The 23,881-nt window shown below is 70.8% G+C and carries 16 protein-coding genes and 2 pseudogenes; 5 read left to right on the top strand and 13 right to left on the bottom strand.

Annotated elements, in window-relative coordinates; all coding sequences use genetic code 11:
* Positions 1–110: 110 nt before the first annotated feature.
* From ACIO9J_RS10720 to ACIO9J_RS10705, 4 genes are all read right to left on the bottom strand, one after another.
* Positions 111–1,412, bottom strand: coding sequence for a M50 family metallopeptidase (locus tag ACIO9J_RS10720; RefSeq protein ID WP_401995686.1), 1,302 nt, complete (start codon positions 1,410–1,412; stop codon positions 111–113).
* Positions 1,409–2,674, bottom strand: a complete 1,266-nt coding sequence (gene dxr, locus ACIO9J_RS10715) for a 1-deoxy-D-xylulose-5-phosphate reductoisomerase (RefSeq protein ID WP_401995683.1) — start codon at positions 2,672–2,674, stop codon at positions 1,409–1,411. The genes ACIO9J_RS10720 and dxr overlap by 4 nt, the downstream gene beginning before the upstream one ends.
* Positions 2,675–2,751: 77 nt before the next feature.
* Complete coding sequence (gene secA, locus ACIO9J_RS10710) at positions 2,752–5,541, bottom strand: preprotein translocase subunit SecA (RefSeq protein ID WP_401995975.1); 2,790 nt, start codon at positions 5,539–5,541, stop codon at positions 2,752–2,754.
* A 137-nt stretch (positions 5,542–5,678) separates the two neighbouring features.
* A complete protein-coding gene (locus ACIO9J_RS10705; RefSeq protein ID WP_401995680.1) occupies positions 5,679–7,631 on the bottom strand; it encodes an acyl-CoA dehydrogenase family protein in 1,953 nt (650 codons plus the stop codon).
* Positions 7,632–7,960: 329 nt separating this feature from the next.
* Between ACIO9J_RS10705 and ACIO9J_RS10700 the strand changes: the two genes are divergently transcribed.
* A complete protein-coding gene (locus ACIO9J_RS10700; protein WP_401995677.1) occupies positions 7,961–8,368 on the top strand; it encodes a hypothetical protein in 408 nt (135 codons plus the stop codon).
* Positions 8,369–8,664: 296 nt separating this feature from the next.
* The gene (locus ACIO9J_RS10695) at positions 8,665–8,964 is read left to right on the top strand and encodes a hypothetical protein (RefSeq protein ID WP_401995674.1); all 300 of its coding nucleotides are present in this window, start codon (positions 8,665–8,667) and stop codon (positions 8,962–8,964) included.
* Between the two features lie 115 nt (positions 8,965–9,079).
* Here the strand turns inward: ACIO9J_RS10695 and ACIO9J_RS10690 are convergent, their stop codons facing one another.
* From ACIO9J_RS10690 to ACIO9J_RS10680, 3 genes are all read right to left on the bottom strand, one after another.
* A complete protein-coding gene (locus ACIO9J_RS10690) occupies positions 9,080–10,525 on the bottom strand; it encodes an aldehyde dehydrogenase family protein (RefSeq protein WP_401995672.1) in 1,446 nt (481 codons plus the stop codon).
* A 157-nt stretch (positions 10,526–10,682) separates the two neighbouring features.
* Complete coding sequence (locus ACIO9J_RS10685; RefSeq protein ID WP_401995670.1) at positions 10,683–12,392, bottom strand: PucR family transcriptional regulator; 1,710 nt, start codon at positions 12,390–12,392, stop codon at positions 10,683–10,685.
* Between the two features lie 228 nt (positions 12,393–12,620).
* Positions 12,621–14,774, bottom strand: a complete 2,154-nt coding sequence (locus ACIO9J_RS10680) for an ATP-binding protein (RefSeq protein ID WP_401995667.1) — start codon at positions 14,772–14,774, stop codon at positions 12,621–12,623.
* 274 nt (positions 14,775–15,048) lie between these two features.
* Here ACIO9J_RS10680 and gabT point away from each other — a divergent pair, with 274 nt between their 5' ends.
* The 3 genes and pseudogenes from gabT to ACIO9J_RS10665 all read left to right on the top strand — a co-directional run bounded on the left by gabT (position 15,049) and on the right by ACIO9J_RS10665 (position 17,560).
* Complete coding sequence (gene gabT / locus ACIO9J_RS10675) at positions 15,049–16,383, top strand: 4-aminobutyrate--2-oxoglutarate transaminase (RefSeq protein ID WP_401995664.1); 1,335 nt, start codon at positions 15,049–15,051, stop codon at positions 16,381–16,383.
* A 126-nt stretch (positions 16,384–16,509) separates the two neighbouring features.
* A pseudogene (locus ACIO9J_RS10670) lies at positions 16,510–16,702 on the top strand (phosphoesterase); the annotation flags it as partial.
* A 150-nt stretch (positions 16,703–16,852) separates the two neighbouring features.
* Positions 16,853–17,560: a phosphatase PAP2 family protein gene (locus ACIO9J_RS10665; RefSeq protein ID WP_401995661.1), complete on the top strand. Its 708-nt coding sequence runs from the start codon at positions 16,853–16,855 to the stop codon at positions 17,558–17,560.
* On the opposite strand, the pseudogene ACIO9J_RS10660 reads toward ACIO9J_RS10665, so the two are convergent.
* The 6 genes and pseudogenes from ACIO9J_RS10660 to ACIO9J_RS10635 all read right to left on the bottom strand — a co-directional run.
* Positions 17,557–18,561, bottom strand: a pseudogene (locus ACIO9J_RS10660) (chitinase); the annotation flags it as partial. The gene ACIO9J_RS10665 and the pseudogene ACIO9J_RS10660 sit on opposite strands and share 4 nt — an antisense overlap.
* A 250-nt stretch (positions 18,562–18,811) precedes the next feature.
* Positions 18,812–19,273 (bottom strand): hypothetical protein, encoded by a 462-nt coding sequence (locus tag ACIO9J_RS10655; RefSeq protein WP_401995658.1) that lies wholly within the window; start codon positions 19,271–19,273, stop codon positions 18,812–18,814.
* Between the two features lie 169 nt (positions 19,274–19,442).
* Positions 19,443–20,861, bottom strand: coding sequence for an NAD(P)/FAD-dependent oxidoreductase (locus tag ACIO9J_RS10650; RefSeq protein ID WP_401995655.1), 1,419 nt, complete (start codon positions 20,859–20,861; stop codon positions 19,443–19,445).
* 48 nt (positions 20,862–20,909) lie between these two features.
* Positions 20,910–21,713 (bottom strand): ABC transporter permease, encoded by an 804-nt coding sequence (locus tag ACIO9J_RS10645; RefSeq protein WP_401995652.1) that lies wholly within the window; start codon positions 21,711–21,713, stop codon positions 20,910–20,912.
* Positions 21,713–22,651 carry an ABC transporter permease gene (locus tag ACIO9J_RS10640; protein ID WP_401995649.1) on the bottom strand — a complete coding sequence of 313 codons (939 nt, stop codon included), beginning with the start codon at positions 22,649–22,651 and terminating at the stop codon, positions 21,713–21,715. Before ACIO9J_RS10640 ends, ACIO9J_RS10645 begins: the two co-directional genes overlap by 1 nt.
* Positions 22,648–23,808 (bottom strand): ABC transporter ATP-binding protein, encoded by a 1,161-nt coding sequence (locus ACIO9J_RS10635; protein WP_401995646.1) that lies wholly within the window; start codon positions 23,806–23,808, stop codon positions 22,648–22,650. Before ACIO9J_RS10635 ends, ACIO9J_RS10640 begins: the two co-directional genes overlap by 4 nt.
* Between the last annotated feature and the right edge of the window lie 73 nt (positions 23,809–23,881).

Here is a 23,881-nt window from a genome sequence, read left to right as displayed (position 1 = left end):
GCTTCGAGATTACGGCAACCCGGTGGGCCCGAGCACATCCCGCCCGGAAGTCCACTCAATGGTGGGCGGCCCGACACATAGAGTGCCGGGCCGCCGCAAACTTCGCGTAATCAGGAGATTTTGACCGGGTTCACCACGTCGGCGATGAGCACCAGGATCGTGAAGCAGATGAAGATTCCCGCCACCACGTAGGCGACCGGCATCAGCTTCGCGACGTCGAAGGGGCCCGGGTCGGGACGGCGCATGACCCGTGCCGTCTTGCGGCGCACCGACTCCCACAGGGCGCCCGCGATGTGCCCGCCGTCGAGCGGGAGCAGCGGCAGCATGTTGAACAGGAACAGCGAGAGGTTGAAGCCCGCGATGAGGAACAGCATCATCGCGATCTGGTTCTCCGGCGGGATGTCCAGGGTGAACACGTCGCCGCCGACGCGGGCCGCGCCGACCACGCCCATCGGGGAGTCCTGCTTGCGCTCGCCGTCGCCGAAGGCCGCGTCCCACAGGTCGGGGATCTTGGACGGCAGGGCGATGATCGACTCGACGCCGTTCTCCATCATGTCGCCCATGCGGCTCACGGAGTCACCGAAGGACTGCTGGACGATGCCGCTGGCCGGGGTGAAGCCGAGGAAGCCCGCGAAGACGTACTTGCCCTCTACGTAGGCGCCGTCACCGTCCGTCTTGGTGACCTGGTTCTTGATCAGGGTGGCGTGCAGGTCCTGCCGCTTGCCGTCGCGCTCGACCGTGATCGTGGCCGGGCCGATGGTCTCGCGGATCTTCGACTGGAGCGCGGCCCAGTCGTCGACCTTCTCCCCCTGGAAGGCGACGATCTTGTCGCCCGCCTTCAGGCCGGCCGCCTTGGCGGGCGCGGCCTTGTCGCCCTTCTCGCACTTGGCGCGGTTCTCGCTCTGCTGGATGACGCAGTCCGAGACCTTGCCGACGGAGGTCGTCTGGGTGTTGATGCCGAACGTCATCATCACGCCGAGGAAGATCGCCACGGCGAGGATCAGGTTCATGAAGGGGCCGGCGAACATCACGATCACGCGCTTCCACGGCTTGCGCGTGTAGAAGAGGCGGGACTCGTCGCCGGGCTCCAGCTCCTCGAAGGCCGCCGAGCGGGCGTCCTCGATCATGCCGCGCCAGGGCGACGTGGACCGTGCCTCGATGCGGCCGTCGGGGCCCGGCGGGAACATGCCGATCATGCGGATGTACCCGCCGAGGGGGATGGCCTTGATGCCGTACTCGGTGTCGCCCTTCTTGCGCGAGAAGATGGTCGGGCCGAAGCCGACCATGTACTGCGGCACGCGGATGCCGAACATCTTGGCGGTCGACAGGTGTCCCAGCTCGTGCCAGGCGATCGAGAAGAGCAGCCCGATCACGAAGACGACTATCCCGAGGATCATCATCAAGGTCGTCATGCACGAGCCTCCGCGGTCGCCTTGCCTGCCAGTTCACGTGCCCGAGCACGTGCCCAGGTCTCCGCTTCGAGGACGTCCGCGACGGTCAGGGAGGTTCCCAGGGACGGTGTGCCGTGTTCCGCCACGATCTCCGTCACCGTCTCCATGATCCCGTTGAAGGGCAGCGCGCCCTTCAGGAACGCGTCCACGCACTCCTCGTTGGCGGCATTGAACACCGCCGGGGCCGTGCCCGCGAGCTCCCCGACGTGCCGGGCGAGCCCGACGGAGGGGAACGCCTCGTTGTCGAGGGGGAAGAACTCCCAGCTCGACGCCTTGGTCCAGTCGAACGCCGGGGCCGCGTCGGGCACCCGCTCCGGCCAGCCGATGCCGATGGCGATCGGGCCCCGCATGTCGGGCGGGGTCGCCTGGGCGAGCGTCGAGCCGTCGGTGAACTCGACCATGGAGTGCACGTAGGACTGCGGGTGGACGACGACCTCGATGCGGTCGAAGGGGATGTCGTAGAGCAGGTGCGCCTCGATGACCTCGAGTCCCTTGTTGACCAGCGTCGCGGAGTTGACGGTGATCACGGGGCCCATCGCCCAGGTGGGGTGCGCGAGCGCTTCCTCGGGGGTGACGTTCACGAGGTCGGCCTTCGTACGTCCCCGGAAGGGGCCGCCGGAGGCGGTGACGACCAGCTTGCGCACGTCGGCGCGGGTACCCGCGGCCAGCGCCTGGAAGAGCGCCGCGTGCTCGGAGTCGACCGGGATGATCTGGCCGGGCTTGGCGATCGCCTTGACCAGGGGGCCGCCGACGATGAGGGATTCCTTGTTGGCGAGCGCGAGGGTGCGGCCCGCCTTCAGGGCGGCGAGCGTCGGGGCGAGGCCGATGGAGCCGGTGATGCCGTTGAGCACCGTGTGGCACGCGGAGGCGGCGAGCTCGGTGGCCGCGTCGGGTCCGGCCAGGATCTCGGGGAGCGGCTCCCCGGCGTACTGCCCCTGGAGCGCCTCCCGCAGGGCCGGTACGGCGTCCTCGCGGGCGACCGCGACGGTCTTCACCCGCAGCCGGCGTGCCTGCTCGGCGAGGAGACCCACGCGGCCGCCCGCGGCGGAGAGCGCCGTGACGCGGAAACGGTCGGGATGGCCGAGGACGAGGTCGATGGCCTGGGTGCCGATCGAGCCCGTGGAGCCGAGGATGACGATGTCCCGCGGGTCTGCCGCGTCCTGGAGGGGGACCGGGTCGAAGACGAGATGCGGGTCCGCGAGGGGGGATGGGCTGTCGCTCATCCCCCCATTGTGGCCGCAACTCCTGTGGGCCCGGACAGTGCGTGCCCCGATGTGGCGTACGTGGCGCGGGACCTGGGTCATCGCTTCTTGCGGCCGCGCCCGCTCCGGGGCGGGGCTCCGGTGGCGCCGGGTCGGTCGGGGGGCTCGTCGGCGGGTTCGTCGCCGAGTTCGTCGCCAGCGGCGGCCGCGGTGTCGTCGGACGGCTCGAAGTCGCCCTCGACGACGCCCTCCGCGGTGTCCACCGTGGGCGCGCTGAAGTGCAGCTGGCCCGCGCTCCTGCGGGCCTGGAGGCCCTTCGCGCTGATCCCGACCGCGTCCTGGACGGTGTCCGGCGCGGGCTGCCCGACCTGGACCTCCAGGTTGAAGAGGAAGCCGACGGACTCCTCCTTGATGGCGTCCATCATGGCCGTGAACATGTCGTAGCCCTCGCGCTGGAACTCGAACAAGGGGTCCCTGCCGAGGTAGGACCGCATCCAGATGCCCTCCTGGAGGTAGTCCATCTCGTAAAGATGTTCGCGCCATTTACGGTCGAGGACGGAGAGCACCACCCGGCGCTCCAGCTCCCGCGTGGCGTCCTCGCCGAGCTCGCGCTCGCGTTCCTCGTAGCGGGCGTGCATGTCCTCGGTCAGGGCCTCGCCGATCAGTTCGGCGCTCACCTCGGAGCGGCCGCCCGCCTCCTCGTCCAGGTCGTCGGGGGTGACGCGCATCGGGTACAGCTCGCGGCAGGCGCTCCAGAGCCGCTCCAGGTCCCACTCCTCGGCGAAGCCGTCGGCGGTGGCCGCCGCCACGTACGCGTCGACGGTGTCGTCCATGAAGTGGTGGATCTGCTCGCGGAGGTTCTCGCCCTCGAGGACCCGGCGGCGCTCGGCGTAGATGAGCCCGCGCTGGCGGTTGAGGACCTCGTCGTACTTGAGGACGTTCTTGCGGGTCTCGAAGTGCTGCTGCTCGACCTGGGACTGCGCGGAGGCGATGGCGCGGGTCACCATCTTGTTCTCGATGGGGACGTCGTCGGGCACGTTGGCCATGAGCATGACCCGTTCGACCAGCTCGGCGCGGAACAGCCGCATCAGGTCGTCGCCGAGCGAGAGGTAGAAGCGGGACTGCCCCGGGTCGCCCTGGCGGCCGCTGCGGCCGCGCAGCTGGTTGTCGATGCGGCGGGACTCGTGGCGTTCGGTGCCCAGGACGTAGAGCCCGCCGAGCTCCTTGACCTCGTCGTGTTCCGCGGCGGCCTCGGCCTCGATGCGCGCGAGGATCTCCTGGTGGCGCGCGGGGGCCTCGTCGGGGGTGAGTCCCTCGTCCGTCAGCTCGGCGTCGGCCATCGCCTCGGGGTTGCCGCCGAGCATGATGTCGGTGCCGCGGCCGGCCATGTTCGTGGCGACGGTGACGGCGCCCTTGCGGCCCGCCTGCGCCACGATCCGCGCCTCGCCCTTGTGGTTCTTGGCGTTGAGCACCTCGTGCCGGATGCCGCGCCGGGTGAGCAGCGCGGAGAGGTGCTCGGACTTCTCCACGGAGACGGTGCCGACGAGGATCGGCTGGCCGCGCTCGTGCCGCTCGATGATGTCGGCGACGACCGCGCCGAACTTCACGGACTCCTCGCGGTAGATCACATCGGCCTGGTCGGCGCGGACCATCGGCTTGTTGGTGGGGATGGGGACCACGTGGAGTTTGTAGATCTGGTGGAATTCGGCGGCCTCCGTCATGGCCGTGCCGGTCATTCCGGAGAGTTTTCCGTAGAGGCGGAAGAAGTTCTGCAGGGTGATCGTGGCGAGCGTCTGGTTCTCGTCCTTGATCGTCACTCCTTCCTTCGCCTCGATCGCCTGGTGGACGCCTTCGTTGTAGCGGCGTCCGGCGAGAATGCGTCCGGTGTGTTCGTCGACGATCAGGACCTCGCCGTCGGTGACGACGTAGTCCTTGTCCTTCTTGAAGTGTTCCTTGGCCTTGAGTGCGTTGTTGAGCTGGCCGATGAGCGACGTGTGTGCGGAGTCGTAGAAATTGTCGATCCCGAGCTGGTCCTCCAGGAATTCCACGCCCCGGTCGAGGATCGCGACCGTCCGCTTCTTCGGGTCGTACTCGTAGTCGTAGGCGGCCCGCAGTTCCGCGAGTTCCATCTTGCGCTGCGCGGTGGTGAACATCTCCTCCTGGACGGCGACGCCCCGCAGACGGCGGACGGCGTCGGCGAAGTAGCCGTACCAATGGGTGGGCTGGTCCGCGGGGCCGGAGATGATCAGCGGGGTGCGGGCCTCGTCGATGAGGATGGAGTCCGCCTCGTCGACGATCGCGAAATGGTGGCCGCGCTGCACCAGTTCCGCCTTCGACCAGGCCATGTTGTCGCGCAGGTAGTCGAAGCCGAATTCGTTGTTCGTGCCGTACGTGATGTCGCAGGCGTACTGCTCGCGGCGGACCGCCGGGGTCATGTCGGACTTGATGACGCCCACGGTCAGGCCGAGGAAGCGGTAGGCGCGGCCCATCCACTGGGCGTCGCGCTCGGCGAGGTAGTCGTTGACCGTGACGAGGTGGACGCCCTTGCCCGCGAGGGCGTTCAGGTAGGCGGGCAGCGTCGCGGAAAGGGTCTTTCCCTCGCCGGTCTGCATCTCGGCGATGTTTCCGAGATGGAGTGCGGCGCCGCCCATGATCTGTACGTCGAAGTGGCGCATGCCAAGGGTGCGCCGCGCCGCCTCACGGACCGTGGCGAAGGCTTCGGGGAGCAGATCGTCCAGGCTCTCCCCTTCGGCGTACCGCTCTTTGAACTCGGCGGTGAGCGACTGGAGTTCGGAATCGGAGAGATCCTCGAAGTCCGGCTCGACGGAGTTGACCTGGGCCGCTATGTGCTGCAACTTGCGCAGCACCCTGCCCTCGCCCGCACGCATGATCTTTCCGGTGAGGCGATCCAATTTGAGGACGGACACGGAAATCCCCCCACCCCTCGACGCCGTCCGCTCATTGTTGTCGTGCGGAATCCGCGCAGCAACCATTCGGGGGGCGCGAGGGGCGGGCGGAACGGGGGTCAGCGAATGGGGCGGTGGACGTTTTCGTGGGTGGTCGCTCCTGGCGTGGCGTCAGCGATCCAGGGGCCCTCTCCGGAGGGGTCGACAATTCCCGATTCGAGCCAGGTGTACGTGCCGGAAAGGACGCCCTTGACGACCTTGCGGTCGAGTTCGTCGGTGTTGGTCCACAGCCGGTCGAAGAGTTCGTCGACGCGAATGCGGGACTGCCGGCAGAAAACGTCGGCCAGCTGGTACGCCTCGCGGCCGTACTCCTCGGTGGTGCGCAGGAGTTCGGCGCGCACGCACGCCGCGCTCATCGCGAAGAGCTCGGCACCGATGTCCACGACCCGGCCGAGGAAGCCCTGCTTGGTCTCCATCTTTCCCTGCCAGCGCGACATGGCGTAGAAGGTCGAGCGGGCCAGCTTGCGGGCGTTGCGCTCGGCGTAGCGCAGGTGCCCGGAGAGGTCCGCGTGCCCGGCCGGGTGGAACTCTGCGTAGGAGCGCGGGAGTTGACCAGGACCCGCGACCAGCTTGGGCAGCCAGCGGGCGTAGAAGCCGCCCGCCTTGGCGCCCGCCTTCGCCTTGTCGGTCAGGGACTTGTCGGGGTCGATGAGGTCGCCCGCGACCTTCAGGTGGGCGTCCACGGCCTCGCGGGCGATGAGCAGGTGCATGATCTCCGTGGAGCCCTCGAAGATGCGGTTGATGCGCAGGTCCCGCAGGATCTGTTCGGCGGGGACGGCGCGTTCGCCGCGGGCCTTGAGCGAGGCTGCGGTCTCGAAGCCGCGGCCGCCGCGGATCTGGACCAGCTCGTCGGCCATCAGACAGGCCATCTCGGAGCCGTACAGCTTGGCGAGGGCGGCCTCGATGCGGATGTCGTTGCGGTCCTCGTCGGCCATCTGCGAGGAGAGGTCGAGGACGGCCTCCAGGGCGAACGTCGTGGCGGCGATGAAGGAGATCTTCGCGCCGACCGCCTCGTGGTACGCGACCGGCTTGCCCCACTGCTCACGGGCGCCCGACCACTCGCGGGCGATCTTCAGGCACCACTTGCCCGCGCCGACGCACATCGCGGGCAACGAGAGCCGGCCCGTGTTGAGCGTCGTCAGCGCGATCTTCAGGCCCGCGCCCTCGGGACCGATGCGGTTCGCCGCGGGGACCCGGACCTGGTGGAAGCGGGTCACGCCGTTCTCCAGGCCGCGCAGGCCCATGAACGCGTTGCGGTGCTCGACCGTGATGCCCTCGGCGGCCGCCTCGACGACGAAGGCCGTGATGCCGCCCTTGTGCCCTTCGGACTTCGGCACCCGCGCCATGACGACGAGCAGGTCGGCGACGACGCCGTTGGTCGTCCAGAGCTTCACACCGTCCAGTACGTAGTGGTCGTCGCCGTCGGGGACGGCGGCCATCGCCATCCGGGCCGGGTCCGACCCCACGTCCGGCTCGGTGAGCAGGAACGCGCTGATGTCGGTGCGGGCGCAGCGGGGCAGGAAGGCGTCCTTCTGCTCCTGGGTGCCGAAGATCTTCAGGGGCTGCGGCACGCCGATCGACTGGTGCGCGGAGAGCAGCGCGCCGATCGCCGGGTTTGCCGAGCCGACCAGGGCGAGCGCCTTGTTGTAGTACACCTGGGTGAGGCCGAGCCCGCCGTACTTGGTGTCGATCTTCATGCCGAGGGCGCCGAGCTCCTTGAGCCCGTTGATCACCTCGTCGGGGATCTGCGCCTCGCGCTCGATGCGCGCCGAGTCGATCTTCGTCTCGCAGAAGTCCCGCAGTTTGGCGAGGAACTCCTCGCCGCGCTGCGCGTCCTCGTCGGGCGGCATGGGGTGCGGATGGATCAGGTCGAGCCGGAAGCGGCCGAGGAAGAGTTCCTTGGCGAAGCTGGGTTTGCGCCAGTCCTGCTCGCGAGCCGCCTCGGCGACCTGCCTCGCCTCTCGTTCGGAGACCTTCGCCCGGTGCTCGGGTGCGGGGGATGTTGCGGACATGAGGTTCACCTCGCCGCGTGTCGGGGGCACCGGCCCGGCCCGTTACCCACCGGTGCTACTCGATCGTATGTACCCGATCCAGGGCAACCCGGCCACCCCTCGCGCACGATCCGGCCGGAGAGGTCCGCCCCCGGGTCTCCGGCACGGTCATTCACCCGCATTCCCTCCCACGTTCGGGGAAAGTTTTAGCGGTTTCCATTCCGCTTAAGGCACTCGGGGCGGATGAATGGACTATTCGCGTGAATGCAGGTGACCTTTCTCCGCCGCTCCGCGTTCCAGCAGAACGACTGCTACAGAATGCAGCCGTCACCCCCTCTGAAATTGGAGCAATGATGATCCGGAAGGTTCTGGCCGGCGCCGCGCTCGCGACCGCCGCCACCGCCGCGACCGTGAGTGCCGCCGGTGTGGCGTCGGCGACGACGGGCAGTGGTCCCGAGGCCGAGAACATGACCAGCAGCGCGCACGACATGAACAAGGCCGCCCGCGTCGCCTACGGCGAGACGGTCAGCGGCACGGGCAACGGCTCCTCGGAGTTCGCCACCAACAACGGTGACGTCGCCATCGCCGGCGACACGGGTGGTGTCGCCAACGCCTACGGCGCCCCGTTCGTCGACGTCGACCTGCGCTGCGCCGTCCCCGCGGCCCAGGGTGTCGGCGGCAACGTGCTCGGCGGCCCGGTCACGACCTGCAACAACGCGCCGGTGGACCAGTTCGACGCCCCCGAGCGCATCATCTGACCCTGCGTCGGGGATCCCTTCCTTCGTCGCGGGCCTGAGCAGGGCCCTCCGGCGACCGTGCTGTCACCTCGCACGGTCGCCGGAGGGCCCTCTCGTCTTTTCTTTTGGCATATTCACGGGACCTGGAATTCGCCCGCGAATACCGTGCCCGGCCCGCCTTTCCGGCATTCGCGTGAACATTCCACCCATTGCCCTGAATGAATGAAACGCGCGGTGACCTTTTCGTGGCCGCTCTGTTTTCTCCGGTTGACGGCCGCGCCTGCCGCCGTCAACCTCCTCTCCCCCTTGGAGCAAAGATGATCCGGAAAGTTCTGACCGGCGCCGCGCTGATGGCGGCGGCCGCCGCCGCGACCATCGGCGGTGCGGGCGTGGCCGCGGCGGACTCCTCGGAGTTCGCCACCGACAACGGCGACGTCGCCATCGCCGGCGACGCGGGCGGCATCCTCAACAGCTACGGCGCCTCGTTCGTCAACGTCGACCTGCGCTGCGCCGTCCCCGCGCCGCAGGGCGTGGGCGGCAACGTCCTCGGCGGCCCCGTGGCGGCCTGCACCAACCAGCCGGTCGACCAGTTCGACGCGCAGGAGCGCGTCGTCTGACGCACCGCGTCCAGCACGACGGCCGGAGCCCCCGCACAGTGGGCTCCGGCCGTGGCTTTCGGCGCGCGGGACAGACGCGCGCCGGGGTCCTGCTCGGTGAGTGGGCGGTCGCGTCCTAGAGGGCGAGACCGGTCAGGACCATCACACGCTCGTAGGTGTAGTCGTCCATCGCGTAGCGCACGCCCTCGCGGCCCACGCCCGACTGCTTCACACCGCCGTACGGCATCTGGTCCGCGCGGTAGGAGGGGGCGTCGCCGATGACCACGCCGCCGACCTCGAGGGCGCGGTGCGCGCGGAAGGCCGCCTGGACGTCGTGCGTGAACACGCCCGCCTGGAGGCCGAACTTGGAGTCGTTGACGGCGGCGAACGCCTCTTCCTCGCCGTTGACCTTGCGCAGCGTGAGGACCGGGCCGAAGACCTCTTCGCAGGCGATGGTGACGTCCGCGGGGACGTCGGCGAGCACGGTCGGCGCGTAGGCGGCACCGTCGCGCTTGCCGCCGGTGAGGACCTTGGCACCGGCCTTGGCCGCTTCGTCGACCCAGGACTCGACGCGCTTGGCGGCGTCCTCGCTGACCAGCGGGCCCACGTCGGTCTTCGGGTCCGAGGGGTCACCGGTGACCTGGGCCTCGACGGCCTTGACCACGCGCGGCACCAGACGGTCGTACACGGACGCGTCCGCGATGACCCGCTGCACGGAGATGCAGGACTGGCCGCCCTGGTAGTTCGAGAAGGTCGCGATGCGCGAGGCGGCCCAGTCGAGGTCCTCGTCCGAGGAGAAGTCGTCGAGGACGACGGCCGCGCCGTTGCCACCGAGCTCCAGGGTGCAGTGCTTGCGCGGCACCGAGTCCATGATCGCGTAACCGACCTTGTCGGAGCCGGTGAAGGAGATGACCGGCATCCGCTCGTCCTGGACGAGGGCGGGCATCTTGTCGTTGGCGACCGGCAGGATGCTCCACGAACCGGCCGGCAGCTCGGTCTCGGCGAGCAGCTCGCCGAGGATCAGGCCGGAGAGCGGGGTGGCGGGGGCCGGTTTGAGGATGATCGGCGCGCCGACGGCGATGGCCGGGGCGATCTTGTGCGCGCAGAGGTTCAGCGGGAAGTTGAACGGCGCGATGCCGAGGACGACGCCCTTGGGGAAGCGGCGGGTCAGGGCGAGGCGGCCCTGGCCGCCGGCGTCGGTGTCCAGGCGCTGGGCCTCGCCGCCGTTGAAGCGGCGGGCCTCCTCGGCGGCGAACCGGAAGACGGAGATGGCGCGGCCGAGTTCGCCGCGGGCCCACTTGATCGGCTTGCCGTTCTCGGCGGAGATCAGCTGGGCGATCTCCTCGGTGCGCTCGACCAGGCGGTTCGACACGTGCGTCAGGGCGGCGGCACGGACGTGGGCCGGGGTCGCGGCGAACTCGTCGCGGACGGCGTACGCGGCGGCCACGGCCTCCTCGACCTGGGCGTCGGTCGGTACGGCGGCCTTGGCGACGAGCCGGCCGTCCCAGGGCGAGGTGACGTCGAACGTGGTCTCGCCGGTGGTCTGGCGACCGGCGAGCCAGAAGGCGTGGATGGAAGTCATGTCGATTCCCGGCCCTTCCGCGGAGATGTGTCGGGGGGTACGACCCTCACCGTAGGGGCAGGGTGCGGGGCTGACGTTTGTCCGACTCGGAGTACTGACCTTTGACCTCGCACCGGTTTGTACGGGGCGGCGCTCCTGGTCGGCACCGCGGCGTGCGTCAGTCCGACCCCATCGACGTCGCCTTGAGCGACAGCCACAGCTCCATGCGGACGTCCGGGTCGTCCAGGGAGCGGCCGAGGATCTCCTCGACCCTGCGCATGCGGTAGCGCAGCGTGTGGCGGTGGACGCCGAGGTCGGCCGCCGCCGCGTCCCACTGGCCGTGCCGGGAGAGCCAGGCGCGCAGCGAGGCGACCAGGTCGCCGCGGCCGGTGGCGTCGTGTTCGTGCAGCGCGCGCAGCAGGCCGTCGGCGAACGCCCGCACCGCGTCGTCCGCGAGCAGCGGCAGGACCGATCCGGCGGCCAGCTCCTCGTGCTCGACCAGGGCGCGGCCGCGCCTGCGGGCGACGGACAGGGCCTGTTCCGCCTGCTTGTACGCGGTGGCGGCGGCGATCGGTCCGGCCGGCGCGGACAGGCCCATCACCAGTTCGGCCTCCTCGCCGGACGGGGCCGTGGGCTCGGCGGCCGCGCCGACGCGGCCCGCCTCCAGGGCCGCCGCGTACTCGCCGCAGGCGCGCACCCCGGCGCCGCCGTCCACCGCGAGGAGCACGAGCCGCTCCCCGTACGGGACGACGAGCAGTGCCTCGCCCGCGCGGGCGGCGGCCGCCTCGACGACGTCGACGAGCGCGGCGAGCGGGTCGGTGCCGTGCGCCTCGGCGGCCGCGAGGACGACGGCGGCCGAGGTGGCGACGGGGCGCGCGCCCTCGTCCCGCGCGTCGCCCTCCGCGGTCGTGGTCCCTTCGGCACCGGCCCGCACCCATGCCGCGGACGCGGAGGCCACCTCGGCGACGACCAGCCGGAAGGGCGCGTCGAGCAGCCCGCCGTACAGGTCCCCCGCGACCGTCCGCGCGTGGTCGGGCTCCCCCGCGAGCAGCATGCGCAGCACGGCGGCGCCGATGCGCTGCTCGGCGGCGTGCAGCGAGCGGGAGCGTTCGGTGGTGAGGGTGAGCAGGGCGATGGCGGAGTGCACCGCGTAGCGCTCGGCGGTGCCGAGGGTGGACGCCGTGCCGACGGCGAGCGCGGCGCGCGGCCTGCGTCCGGTGCCCAGCGAGTGCAGCTCGACGCGGTCCTCGGCGCCCGCGACGACGGAACTGGCGGGCGCGGGCCGCTCCCTGAGGCGTTCGACGTCGGCGGTGAGCCGGCCCGCCCTGCGCGAGGCCCACTCCGGTGCGGTGGCGACGACCGAGCCGGACGCGTCGTACAGCGCGGCCCAGCCGTCGACCTGCCCGGCGAGGGCGAGCAGCAGCCCATCGGGGCCGTCGCTCAGCGCCTGCTTGGTCAGCTCGCGCTGGGCGGCGAAGCCCGCGGTCACCGCGCGGTACTGCTCGGCGGCGATGGCGGCGGAGACGGCCTTGCTGATGGCGAGGAACGGGGTGCGCCGGGGCACCTCGATGAGCGGCAGGCCCGCGTCGGTCGCGGCGTCGACGAGGGCCGCAGGGATGTCGGGGTAGTGCACGCCGACGGCGAAGCCGAGGCCGACGACGCCCGCGCCCGCGAGCCGCTTCACATAGCGGCGCATGACCTCCGGATCCTCCGCGTCCAGCTTGAGCGCGGTGATCAGGAGGAGTTCGCCGCCCTCCATGTAGGGGACGGGGTCGGCGAGTTCGCTGGCGTGCGCCCAGCGCACGGGGGTGTCCAGGCGTTCCTCGCCGGCCCGCACGGTCAGCTTGAGCGCGGAGTGGTGGACGAGCGAGGCGAGCGTGGGCGGCATGGGACCTTCAGGTCTGCGGCAGGCGGGGCGGGCGGTTCCCGGCCCCCGGGTTGCGGGCGCCGGGAGGTGGATCTTTTGGCCGGTCCGTATGAACGACCTGTGTCGATTCTGCCTCACCGTATGGTGCGCCCGAGACCGAACACCACGTAAGTACGGGCCGGGGACCCCAGCCGCCCTGGACACCCCGGGTGCCCCGCCCCCGTCGCTTCAGACCCGCGGCTCCGCGCGTCAGACCCGCAGGTCCACCAGGAGCGGCGGCGCGTACTCCCCGCGTACGTCGGTCAGCGAGAGCACCGCGTGCCCCGGCGGCACCCCGTGCGCCAGCTCGGAGGCGGACCAGCGCTCGCGTTCGACCTGGCGGACGGTGACGGCGCGGGCCGTCGGCGCGTTGCCGGTGATGACACGGCGCAGCATGTGCACCGTCTTGCCCAGTGGGGTCTCGGCGATGATCTGCCGGTCGGTGACATCGCGTGCCTCCGTCCACTCCTTGCCCCAGACCTCCGCGAAGTCCTGGCCGTCCCACGGGGTGAGACCGGAGAGCGCCATGCGGCAGCCGATCGCGCCGAGCAGCGGGGTGCGCAGGGGCCTGGGTACGTCGTCGAGCGTACGCAGCGTCATGACGACGCCCGCGTTGGCGGACCGCAGGCGCTGGACCCGGCGTACGGCTTCGGGGGTGACGGTGCCCGACGCGTCGTCCAGGACGAGGCAGGCGAACAGGGAGCGGTCCTCGCGGACGGCGGCGCTCGCGGTGAACTGGGCGAGGACCAGGCGGGCCAGGATGCGCGAGGCGTCCGCGTGGCCGCGCTCGGGCAGGTCGACGCGGACCCGTACGGGATGGTCCATGGCCCGCAGCGAGAACGGCGTGCTGCGGCCCGTGGTGTCGAAGAAGGCGGCGAAGGCGGGGCGGTCGAGCAGCGCGATGCGGTCGGCGAGGACCGCTCCCGGATCGCCCGGGTGGCCCAACTGCCGCTCGCGCGCGTCGAGTTCCCGGATCATCGCGTCCTGGCCCGCCTCCTGGAGCGCCTTGCGCAGCGCGCCGAGCGGCCCGGGGGAACCGTCCAGGAGCGCGCGCAGTTCCGGCACTGAGGGGAAGCGCCGGTGGACGGCGGAGTAGGGGCCGAGGAGCTGGGCGAGGCAGGTCGTGGAGCGGCGGCTGTCGCCGCTGGGGTGCGGGTCGACGAGGTCGCCGACGAGCGCCTCGGCGAGCACGGCCGCGGCCTCGTCGGGGTCGGTGGTGCCGCCGTACAGATCGAGGTCGTACTCGGAGTCGGGGTGTCCGACCCGCACCACCACGTCGTAGTCCTCGGTGGGTCCGAGCCCGGCGCCCGCCGCCCCGACGACCACCACGGCGGCCCGCCCGGCGAGCGCGCCCAGGCACAGCGACTCGGCGAGCGGCCACACCACGCGGGCGGTCTTGCCCGATCCGCCGGGGCCGACGGCGAGCAGCGAGGTGCCGAGCAGGTCGGGGCCGAGGGCGAGACCGGTGCCCCGGTAGGCGTACGGGTTGCGCGGGTCGTCGGCGGTCGTGCCGATCCGCACCTGCGCGGTGGCCAGGTCGTGCCGGGCGGCCCGCGCGGGCAGGTCCCTGTCCCCCGAGGGGTGCGGGCAGGCGCGGGCCCCGTCGCGCACGACGGCGTCGGTGAAGACGGCGAGCGGGCTGCGGCCCGCGCGCACGGACCGCCAGGCCCTGGCGATCCTCGCGTGGTCCACGTCCCGCATCAGTCCCGCGCCCGCGTCGGCGGCGAGCCGGTCGGCGGCGGCCTCGGCGCCCGCGGCCCGCAGCTGGGGCCAGCGGGCCGGGTCCTCCTCGGGCGGGGGCGGCGGCGCGGGGGCCTCGGGGCGGCGCAGGTGGGGGGCGACGAAGCGGCGCCAGATCTCGCCCCAGCGGCCGATCCGGCCGGCCGCGATCATGATGCCGAAGGCGATGAGGGTGTAGTAGCCGTACCAGACGAACGCGTTGCCGAGCTCGTCGTGGGAGTAGATCCAGGAGTCGGGCAGGAACAGTTCGAGGGGCAGCACCCACCAGCCGCCCAGGTAGCCGTTCCACAGCAGGGACCAGACGAGCCAGCCCACCAGGAAGGCGATCAGCGCGCCGCTGAGCAGCTGCCGGGTCGGCAGGACCTCGGGCTCCTGCGCGGGCCGCGGCTTGTGCGCGAAGCGCCAGATGCCGGGCAGCGCCGCCGGGCGCGGCGCCCGCAGCCAGGCGAGGAACGCGGCCCCGTCGGGCAGCGGCGGGGCGCCGGGAGCCTGCGCGGGACGGGGCGGCGGGCCCGGTGTCCGCGCCCCCGCGTGCGGCGCCACGGCCCCGGGCGGAGGCGCCGCCGGGCGCGGCACCGGAGTCGCGTGAGTGCCGCGTGCGTCGTGCGTGCCGTCGGAGTCCATGCCCCTTGCCCCCTGACCAGCCGATCTGTCGTATCGCGGTCAATCTAGTGCCCCGGAAGGGGGAGTTCACCGCATACGCGCCCGTGCCTGTGGTGATACCGGCGCCGCGGGGCCGCCCGCGCCGGGCCCGCCGCTATGTCCACCACGGACAACCGCCACGCCCAACGACTCCCCCATGGAGCATGCCCACCCCTGGGCCCCGCACCTAACCTGCGAAGAAAGCAGAGAAGCGTCCGTATCGTCGCCCCACCCCCGTCAGCAACAGGAGCCCCCCATGACCGACCTTCCGCAGGAGCGCCGCGTCGTCACCGCCATCCCCGGTCCGAAGTCGCAGGAGCTGCAGGCCCGCCGTACCGCCGTGGTCGCCGGTGGTGTGGGCTCGGTCCTGCCCGTCTTCGCCGCGCGCGCGGGTGGCGGCATCATCGAGGACGTCGACGGCAACCGGCTGATCGACTTCGGTTCCGGCATCGCCGTGACGTCCGTCGGCGCCTCCGCCGAGGCCGTCGTGCGCCGGGCGAGCGCCCAGCTCCAGGACTTCACCCACACCTGTTTCATGGTCACGCCGTACGAGGGCTACGTGGCCGTCGCCGAGGCGCTCGCCGAGCTGACGCCGGGTGACCACGCGAAGAAGTCGGCGCTGTTCAACTCGGGCGCCGAGGCCGTCGAGAACGCCGTCAAGATCGCCCGTGCGTACACCAAGCGCCAGGCCGTCGTCGTCTTCGACCACGGCTACCACGGCCGCACCAACCTCACGATGGCGCTGACCGCGAAGAACATGCCGTACAAGAACGGCTTCGGCCCGTTCGCGCCCGAGGTCTACCGCGTCCCGGTCGCCTACGGCTACCGCTGGCCGACCGGCGCCGAGAACGCCGGTGTCGAGGCCGCCAAGCAGGCCATCGACATGATCGGCAAGCAGGTCGGCGCGGACAACGTCGCCGCGATCATCATCGAGCCGGTGCTCGGCGAGGGCGGCTTCATCGAGCCCGCCAAGGGCTTCCTGCCGGAGATCGTGAAGTACGCGAACGACAACGGCATCGTCTTCGTCGCCGACGAGATCCAGTCCGGCTTCTGCCGCACCGGCCAGTGGTTCGCCTGCGAGGACGAGGGCATCGTCCCGGACCTGATCACGACGGCCAAGGGCATCGCGGGCGGTCTGCCGCTCGCCGCCGTCACGGGCCGCGCCGAGATCATGGACGCCGCGCACGCGGGCGGCCTCGGCGGCACCTACGGCGGCAACCCGGTGGCCTGCGCCGGTGCGCTCGGCGCCATCGAGACGATGAAGGAGCTCGACCTCAACGCCAAGGCGAAGGCGATCGAGTCCACGATGAAGGCCCGGCTGACCGCCATGGCCGAGAAGTTCGACATCATCGGCGACATCCGCGGCCGCGGCGCGATGATCGCCATCGAGCTGGTCAAGGACCGTGCGACCAAGGAGCCGAACCCGGAGGCCACCGCGGCGCTCGCCAAGGCCTGCCACGCGGAGGGCCTGCTGGTGCTGACCTGTGGCACGTACGGCAACGTCCTGCGCTTCCTGCCGCCGCTGGTCATCGGCGACGACCTCCTGACCGAGGGCCTGGACATCATCGAGGGCGCCTTCGCGGCCGTCTGACCTCGTGCGGCGCCGCGCCCGTGGTCCGGGGTGACCGTCGGGGCCTGTGAAGAAGGTGTGCGGGCCCCATGTCGGGATGCGGTTGCGCCTGTCGGGGCGCACTTCGCTGCCGTACGGTTTCTGCAGATGAGAGAAACACCCGCCCACAGGGGACTGTGGGTGGCGCCACGGCGGAGCCTCCCCAGCCCCGCCCTGGACGTGCCTCGCGCACACACCCGGAGCTTCAGGTTCCGGAACTCCTCACCGATCGGACGGCCGCCCGCCCCAAACCCCCCGGGGCGCGCGGCAACCCGGTCGAATCGGCCGCCCCGCGACCACTTCCGACACGCCTTCGCCTGAAGGCCGTGCCTGATGTCCGGGCCGGACGACCCGAAGGGCCGGCGCACACCCCCCCTTGCGCCGGCCCTTCCGCGTGTCCGCGGCCGCCCGCACCCGCCCGCGCCCGTTCCCGCCTGTCAGGCTGTGTCCCATGGCTACCTCCGAGGACCGGGACAGGGCAGCGCGCCCGAGGTCCGCGCACCCCGCCGAAGCCGGCCCGTCCCCCGCTCCCGGACGGCCCGCCCTGCTGCTCTCCCTGTCCGCGCTCGTGCTCGCGCTGCTCACCTGGCAGGTCGTCGCCGGAGGACCGCTGCGCGACGCCGACGAACGCCTGGGGCGCGCCCTCATCACCAGCCGACTGCCCGACCGCGCCGCGGAGTTCCTCGCCGACCTCGGCAACATCACGGTCGCCGTGCCGGTCCTCGCCGTGGTCCTCGCCCACGTCGCCTGGCGCGGCCGGCGCGAGGGCTCGTTCCGCTGGTGGCTGCCCCCGGCGGCCGCCGCCGTCACGATGGCGCTCGTCCCGCTCCTCGTCGTCCCCTTCAAGGAGGCCGTGGACCGGCCGGGCCCGCCCGGCGCGGACGGACTCGGCTACTACCCCTCGGGCCACGCGGCGACGGCCCTGGTCGCCTACGGAGCGGCCGTCCTACTCCTCCTCCCCCTGCTGCGCGGCGCGTACGGCCGCCGCGAACTGGTCATCGCCTGCGCCCTGTTGAACATCGCGGTCGGCTTCGGGCTCGTACGGCGCGGGTACCACTGGCCACTGGACGTGGTGGCCTCCTGGGTGCTGTGCGGGGCGCTGCTCCAGGTCCTCGCGCTGGTGATCGCGCGGTACGGCAGGGAACCGGTCGAGCGTTAGCCGAAGTACGCGTCGAAGTTCTTCGAGAACTCCCTGTTGTTGAACTGGTCCCAGTTGATCGACCAGGTCATCAGGCCGCGCAGGTCCGGCCAGGTGCCGTGGGTCTGGTAGGAGCCGCAGTTGGTCTTCTTGGTCAGGCAGTCCAGGGCCTTGTTGACCTCGGCGGTGGAGACGTGGCCGTTGCCCGCGTTGACCGAGGCCGGCATGCCGATGGCGACCTTCCGCGGGGGCAGCGGCGGGAAGACGTTGTTCTTGTCGCCCGCCACGGGGAAGCCGGTCAGGAGCATGTCGGTCATCGCGATGTGGAAGTCCGCGCCGCCCATCGAGTGGTACTGGTTGTCGAGGCCCATGATCGGCCCCGAGTTGTAGTCCTGGACGTGCAGCAGCGTGAGGTCGTCGCGCAGGGCGTGGATGACCGGCAGATAGGCACCCGCGCGCGGGTCCTGGCCGCCCCATTTGCCGGTGCCGTAGAACTGGTAGCCGAGCTGTACGAAGAAGGTCTCCGGCGCCATCGTGAGGGTGAAGCCGGAGCCGTACTTGGCCTTGAGGGTCTTCACGGCCGAGATGAGGTTCACGATCGACGGGGTCTTCGGGTTCTTGAAGTCCGTGTCGTCGGCGTTCAGCGAGAGGGAGTGACCCTCGAAGTCGATGTCGAGCCCGTCGAGTCCGTACTCGTCGATGATCGCGGAGACGGAGCGGACGAAGGTGTCGCGGGCGCCCGTGGTGGTGAGCTGGACCTGGCCGTTCTGGCCGCCGATGGAGATCAGGACCTTCTTGCCGGCGGCCTGCTTGGCCTTGACCGCGGCCTTGAACTCGTCCTTGGTCTCGACGTTCGGGCACTCGGTCTTCGGACAGAGCCCGAAGCGGATGTCTCCGGAGGTCGCGGAGGTCGGCTCGCCGAAGGCGAGGTCGATGATGTCCCAGCTGTCGGGGGTGTCCGCGAGTCGGGTGTAGCCGGAGCCGTTGGCGAAGCTGGTGTGCAGATAGCCGACCAGGGCGTGGTCGGCGGCGGCCGCTCCGGGGGCGGCCCGCTCTTCGGGAACGGCCGAGGCGCGGGTGCTGAGCAGGCCCGACGCGGCGAGCGCGCAGGCGGCGACGGCGACCACGGCAAGGCGTCTGACGCGGCTTGCCTGGCCGGTTCGGGGCAACAGAGAGCGATCCACAACTGCCTCCGGGCATGGGGGGATTGGAGGGTGGGACGCGCTTAACTTGGTCCAGACCAATTAAGTTGTCAAGGGTTCCGGCAGCAGCTCAGCCCTCCCCCTCCTCGCGGGCCAGCCGGGCGGCCGCCTCGTGCATCGCCAGTTCGAGCAGCGCCGGGTCCGTCAGCGTGCCCGAGCCGTCCGGCGAGACCAGCCAGCGGACGCCGCCGGTGGCCCGCCCCGGGTAGGGCACCACGATCCAGGTGCCGCGGCCCGCGCCGCGCACGCCCGTACCGACCCAGCGGGCGACCGTGCCCGGCGGCACGAAGAACCCCATGCGGGAGTCGCCGAAGTCGGCGAGCACCGGTCCTGGGCGGTCGACGCAGCGGGTCAGCACGTCCAGCGTGGGGTAGCCGAGTTCGCCCGGCAGGATCAGCACGTCCCAGCGCCTGCCCGCAGGAAGCAGCACGACGCCGAGCGGATTGCGTTCCCACTCCCAGCGGCAGGCGTCCGGATCCGGCGCCACCGACACGAGCCATTCGACCGCCGACTTAGCCCCTGAGCCAGTCATGGCGGGACCTCCCTTACCTGTGCGACAACGGTGCGTTCACAGGTGAGAGAGGTCCCGGGGCCGAGCATTACGCGAGTTGCCGCGACCAGTTGGTGGTGCGGCGGGGCACTGGTGGGACGCGGGGCGTGCGCCGGTCGATCACGCCCCGCTCAGTCGGACCGAGCCGCACTCAGCTGTCGAAGCCGAGGCCCAGCTTGTCCATCGTCTTGAGCCACAGGTTCCGCTTGCCCCCGTTGGCGTCGGACCTGGCGAGCGACCACTTGGTCAGCGCCACCCCGGTCCACGCGAACGGCTCGGGCGGGAAGGGCAGCGGCTTCGTACGGACCATCTCCAGACCGGTGCGCTCCGTGCGCTCGCCGGAGAGCAGGTCCAGCATGACGTCGGCGCCGAACCGGGTGGCTCCGACGCCGAGGCCCGTGTAGCCCGCCGCGTACGCGACCCGGCCCTTGTGCGCCGTGCCGAAGAACGCCGAGAAGCGCGTGCACGTGTCGATCGCGCCGCCCCACGCGTGCGTGAAGCGCACGCCCTCCAACTGCGGGAAGCAGGTGAAGAAGTGGCCCGCGAGCTTCGCGTACGTCTCGGGGCGGTCGTCGTACTCGGCGCGCACCTTCCCCCCGAACGGGTAGATCGCGTCGTAGCCGCCCCACAGGATGCGGTTGTCGGCCGAGAGCCGGAAGTAGTGGAACTGGTTGGCGCTGTCGCCGAGTCCCTGACGGTTCTTCCAGCCGATCGCGGCCAGCTGGTCGTCGGTGAGCGGCTCGGTCATCAGCGCGTAGTCGTAGACCGGGACGGTGTACGCGCGCAGCCGCTTGACCAGCGAGGGGAAGATGTTCGTGGCGAGCGCGACCTGCCGGGCGCGCACCCGGCCGTACGGCGTGCGGATCGCCATCCCCGCGCCCGCCGCGGCCAGTTCGAGCGCGGGCGTGTGCTCGTAGACGCGTACGCCCTTGGCCAGGCAGGCCCGCTTCAGGCCCCACGCCAGCTTCGCCGGATGCAGCATGGCGACGCCCTCGCGGTCCCAGAGGCCGCCCAGGAAGGTCGGCGAGTCGACCTGCTCGCGCAGCGCGTCCGCGTCGAGCAGCTCGGAGCCCGCCGCGAGACCGTGCTCGGCCATCTCCGCGTACATCTCGCGGAGTTCGGCCAGCTGATGCGGCGCGGTGGCCACGTCGATCTCGCCGGTGCGCTCGAAGTCGCAGTCGATGGAGTAGCGCTTGACGGCCGCCTCGATCTCGTCGAGGTTGCGGGCGCCGAGCTCCTCCAGCTTCTCGATCTCACCGGGCCAGCGGGACAGGCCGTTGGAGATGCCGTGCGTGAGGGACGCGGCGCAGAAGCCGCCGTTGCGCCCCGAGGCGGCCCAGCCCACCTCGCGGCCCTCGACGAGCACGACGTCGCGGCTCGGGTCGCGCTCCTTGGCGATCAGCGCGGTCCACAGTCCGCTGTAGCCGCCGCCGACGACGAGGAGGTCGCAGCGTTCGTCGCCGGTGAGGGCGGGCTCCGGGGCCGGCCTGCCGGGGTCGTCGAGCCAGAAGGACACCGGCCGGGCGTCGGCGAGGGAATCGGTCCAACGGGTCATGGCGCTTGGGGCCATGATTTCCACTCCTTCAGAAATGGTGCGTGTTCGGAAATAGCGCGTGCGCTAGTTCGCTTGCTTGTTCCGGCGCTTGCCGATGAGCATTCCGGAGAGTACGAGCAGAACGGCGACGAGGAACATCGCCGTGCCGATCACATTGATCTGAACGGGCGTACCCCGCTGTGCGGATCCCCAGACGAACATGGGGAAGGTCACAGTCGAGCCCGCGTTGAAATTCGTGATGATGAAGTCGTCGAAGGAGAGCGCGAAGGCGAGCAGCGCGCCCGCCGCGATTCCTGGTGCGGCGATCGGCAGCGTGACCCTGAGGAAGGTCTGCACGGGTCCCGCGTAGAGGTCCTGCGCGGCCTGTTCGAGGCGTGGGTCCATCGACATGACGCGCGCCTTGACGGCGGTCACCACGAAGCTGAGGCAGAACATGATGTGGGCGATCAGGACGGTCCAGAAACCCAGCTGCGCACCCATGTTGAGGAAGAGCGTGAGCAGCGAGGCGGCCATGACGACCTCGGGCATCGCCATCGGCAGGAAGATCAGCGAGTTCACCGCGCCGCGCGCCCGGAAGCGGTAGCGCACCAGGGCGAAGGCGATCATCGTGCCGAGCACGGTCGCGCCGATCGTCGCCCAGGTGGCGATCTGGAGGCTCAGCGAGAGCGAGCCGCACATGTCGGCGACGCCGCACGGATCCTTCCAGGCGTCGAGCGAGAACTCCTGCCAGGAGTAATTGAAGCGGCCCTTCGGCTTGTTGAAGGAGAACACCGTCACGACGACGTTCGGGAGCAGCAGATAGGCGAGCGTGAGGAGCCCCGCGATGACGATGACATTGCGCCGCAGCCAGCGGAAGAAAGCGGCCATCAGACGAGGTCCTCCGTCCCTGACTTGCGGATGTAGAAGGTGACCATGAAGAGGATCGCGGCCATGAGGATGAAGGAGAGCGCGGCGGCCGTCGGGTAGTCGAGAATGCGCAGGAACTGCGTCTGGATGACGTTTCCGACCATGCGGGTGTCGGTGGAGCCGAGCAGGTCCGCGTTCACGTAGTCGCCCGCCGCCGGAATGAAGGTGAGCAGCGTGCCGGAGACGACGCCCGGCATGGAGAGCGGGAAGGTCACCTTGCGGAAGGTCGTCGACGGCTTGGCGTAGAGGTCGCCCGCGGCCTCGTGCAGGCGGCCGTCGATGCGCTCCAGGGAGGTGTAGAGCGGCAGGATCATGAACGGCAGGAAGTTGTACGTGAGTCCGCAGATCACCGCGAGCGGGGTGGCGAGCACCCGGTCGCCGTCCGTGACGCCGAGCCAGCTGGTGACGTCCAGGACGTGCAGCGAGTTCAGGGCGCCGACGACGGGGCCGCCGTCCGCGAGGATCGTCTTCCACGCCAGCGTACGGATGAGGAAGCTGGTGAAGAACGGCGCGATGACCAGGACCAGGATGAGGTTGCGCCAGCGGCCCGCGCGGAACGCGATCAGATACGCGAGCGGATAGCCGAGCAGCAGACACAGGACCGTGGCGGCGCCCGCGTACAGCACCGAGCGCAGGAACTGCGGCCAGTAGTCGGAGAGCGCGTCCCAGTACGTGGCGAAGTGCCAGGTGACCTTGAAGCCCTCTTCGAGGGATCCGGTCTGCACGGACGTGGAGGCCTGGTAGACCAGCGGCAGCGCGAAGAAGACGACGAGCCAGAGGATGCCGGGCAGCAGCAGCCAGTAGGGGACGAGGCGGCCGCGCTTGCGGGGCTTGCGTGCTGGGGCTTCCTCGGGGGCGGGCGCCTCTGCGGGTGGTGGTGCGTCGGTCACGGTCGTCATGCGGAGGTGTCCTCCTCGACCTTCTCGACGCCCGCCTCGACATCCTGTGTGGCGTCGAGGCCGAAGGTGTGCGCGGGGTTCCAGTGCAGGACCACCTCGGCGCCCGGCGTGAGCCGGCCGTCGCGCTCGATGTTCTGCGCGTACACCTCGAAGGAGTCGCAGAGCGGGCTGTCGACGACGTACTGCGTGGAGACGCCGATGAAGCTGCTGTCGGCGATGGTGCCGGTGATGCGGTTGCGGCCCTCGGGGATCCGTCCCGCGTCGTCGGCGTGCGTGAGGGAGATCTTCTCCGGGCGTATGCCGACCAGGACCTTGCCGCCCGCCGTGGTCGGGGCGGTACATCGGGCGGCGGGCAGCACGAGCTTGCCGTCGCCCGCCTTGAGGACGATGTCGTCGCCGCTGGTGCCGCCGATCTCGGCCTCGATGAAGTTCGAGGTGCCGAGGAAGTTGGCGACGAAGGTGGTGCCGGGGTTCTCGTAGAGGTCGGCGGGGGCGCCCAGTTGTTCGACGCGGCCGCCGTTCATCACGGCCACGGTGTCGGCCATCGTCATGGCCTCCTCCTGGTCGTGCGTGACGTGCACGAAGGTGATGCCGACCTCGGTCTGGATGCGCTTGAGCTCCAGCTGCATCTGGCGGCGCAGCTTCAGGTCGAGGGCGCCGAGCGGCTCGTCCAGGAGCAGCACCTTGGGGTGGTTGATGAGCGCGCGGGCGACCGCGACGCGCTGCTGCTGGCCGCCGGAGAGCTGGTGCGGCTTCTTGCGCGCCTGCTCGCCGAGCTGCACCAGGTCGAGCATCTCGCCGACCTGCTTCTTCACGGACTTGATGCCGCGCCTGCGCAGCCCGAAGGCGACGTTCTCGAAGATGTCCAGGTGCGGGAAGAGCGCGTACGACTGGAAGACGGTGTTCACGGGCCGCTTGTAGGGCGGCAGCGCCGTGACGTCCTGGTCGCCGAGGTGCACGGTGCCCGAACTGGGCTCCTCCAGGCCCGCGATCATGCGCAGCGTGGTCGTCTTGCCGCAGCCGGACGCCCCGAGCAGCGCGAAGAAGGAGCCCTGCGGCACGGTGAGATCGAGCGGCTGTACGGCGGTGAAGGAGCCGTAGGTCTTGCTGATCCCGCTGAGACGGACATCGCCGCCGTGTTCTTGAGCAGTGGTCATGGTGGGTCCAGGGGAAGTCGAGGGAACGGGGCGCGCCCTGTCGGGGGACGCGGGGATCGGGGCGCCCCGTCAG

Origin of the sequence: Streptomyces sp. NPDC087300, from assembly GCF_044744425.1 — a bacterium.
Lineage (GTDB): Bacteria > Actinomycetota > Actinomycetes > Streptomycetales > Streptomycetaceae > Streptomyces.
This window is presented reverse-complemented; position numbering and strand designations above follow the sequence as displayed.

Excerpts from the sequence above, each read along its gene's own strand:
- ACIO9J_RS10720 (WP_401995686.1), bottom strand. The coding sequence starts at position 1,412 with ATGACGACCTTGATGATGATCCTCGGGATAGTCGTCTTCGTGATCGGG.
- dxr (WP_401995683.1), bottom strand. The coding sequence starts at position 2,674 with ATGAGCGACAGCCCATCCCCCCTCGCGGACCCGCATCTCGTCTTCGAC.
- secA (WP_401995975.1), bottom strand. The coding sequence starts at position 5,541 with ATGCGTGCGGGCGAGGGCAGGGTGCTGCGCAAGTTGCAGCACATAGCG.
- ACIO9J_RS10705 (WP_401995680.1), bottom strand. The coding sequence starts at position 7,631 with ATGTCCGCAACATCCCCCGCACCCGAGCACCGGGCGAAGGTCTCCGAA.
- ACIO9J_RS10700 (WP_401995677.1), top strand. The coding sequence starts at position 7,961 with ATGATGATCCGGAAGGTTCTGGCCGGCGCCGCGCTCGCGACCGCCGCC.
- ACIO9J_RS10695 (WP_401995674.1), top strand. The coding sequence starts at position 8,665 with ATGATCCGGAAAGTTCTGACCGGCGCCGCGCTGATGGCGGCGGCCGCC.
- ACIO9J_RS10690 (WP_401995672.1), bottom strand. The coding sequence starts at position 10,525 with ATGACTTCCATCCACGCCTTCTGGCTCGCCGGTCGCCAGACCACCGGC.
- ACIO9J_RS10685 (WP_401995670.1), bottom strand. The coding sequence starts at position 12,392 with ATGCCGCCCACGCTCGCCTCGCTCGTCCACCACTCCGCGCTCAAGCTG.
- ACIO9J_RS10680 (WP_401995667.1), bottom strand. The coding sequence starts at position 14,774 with ATGGACTCCGACGGCACGCACGACGCACGCGGCACTCACGCGACTCCG.
- gabT (WP_401995664.1), top strand. The coding sequence starts at position 15,049 with ATGACCGACCTTCCGCAGGAGCGCCGCGTCGTCACCGCCATCCCCGGT.
- ACIO9J_RS10665 (WP_401995661.1), top strand. The coding sequence starts at position 16,853 with ATGGCTACCTCCGAGGACCGGGACAGGGCAGCGCGCCCGAGGTCCGCG.
- ACIO9J_RS10655 (WP_401995658.1), bottom strand. The coding sequence starts at position 19,273 with ATGACTGGCTCAGGGGCTAAGTCGGCGGTCGAATGGCTCGTGTCGGTG.
- ACIO9J_RS10650 (WP_401995655.1), bottom strand. The coding sequence starts at position 20,861 with ATGGCCCCAAGCGCCATGACCCGTTGGACCGATTCCCTCGCCGACGCC.
- ACIO9J_RS10645 (WP_401995652.1), bottom strand. The coding sequence starts at position 21,713 with ATGGCCGCTTTCTTCCGCTGGCTGCGGCGCAATGTCATCGTCATCGCG.
- ACIO9J_RS10640 (WP_401995649.1), bottom strand. The coding sequence starts at position 22,651 with ATGACGACCGTGACCGACGCACCACCACCCGCAGAGGCGCCCGCCCCC.
- ACIO9J_RS10635 (WP_401995646.1), bottom strand. The coding sequence starts at position 23,808 with ATGACCACTGCTCAAGAACACGGCGGCGATGTCCGTCTCAGCGGGATC.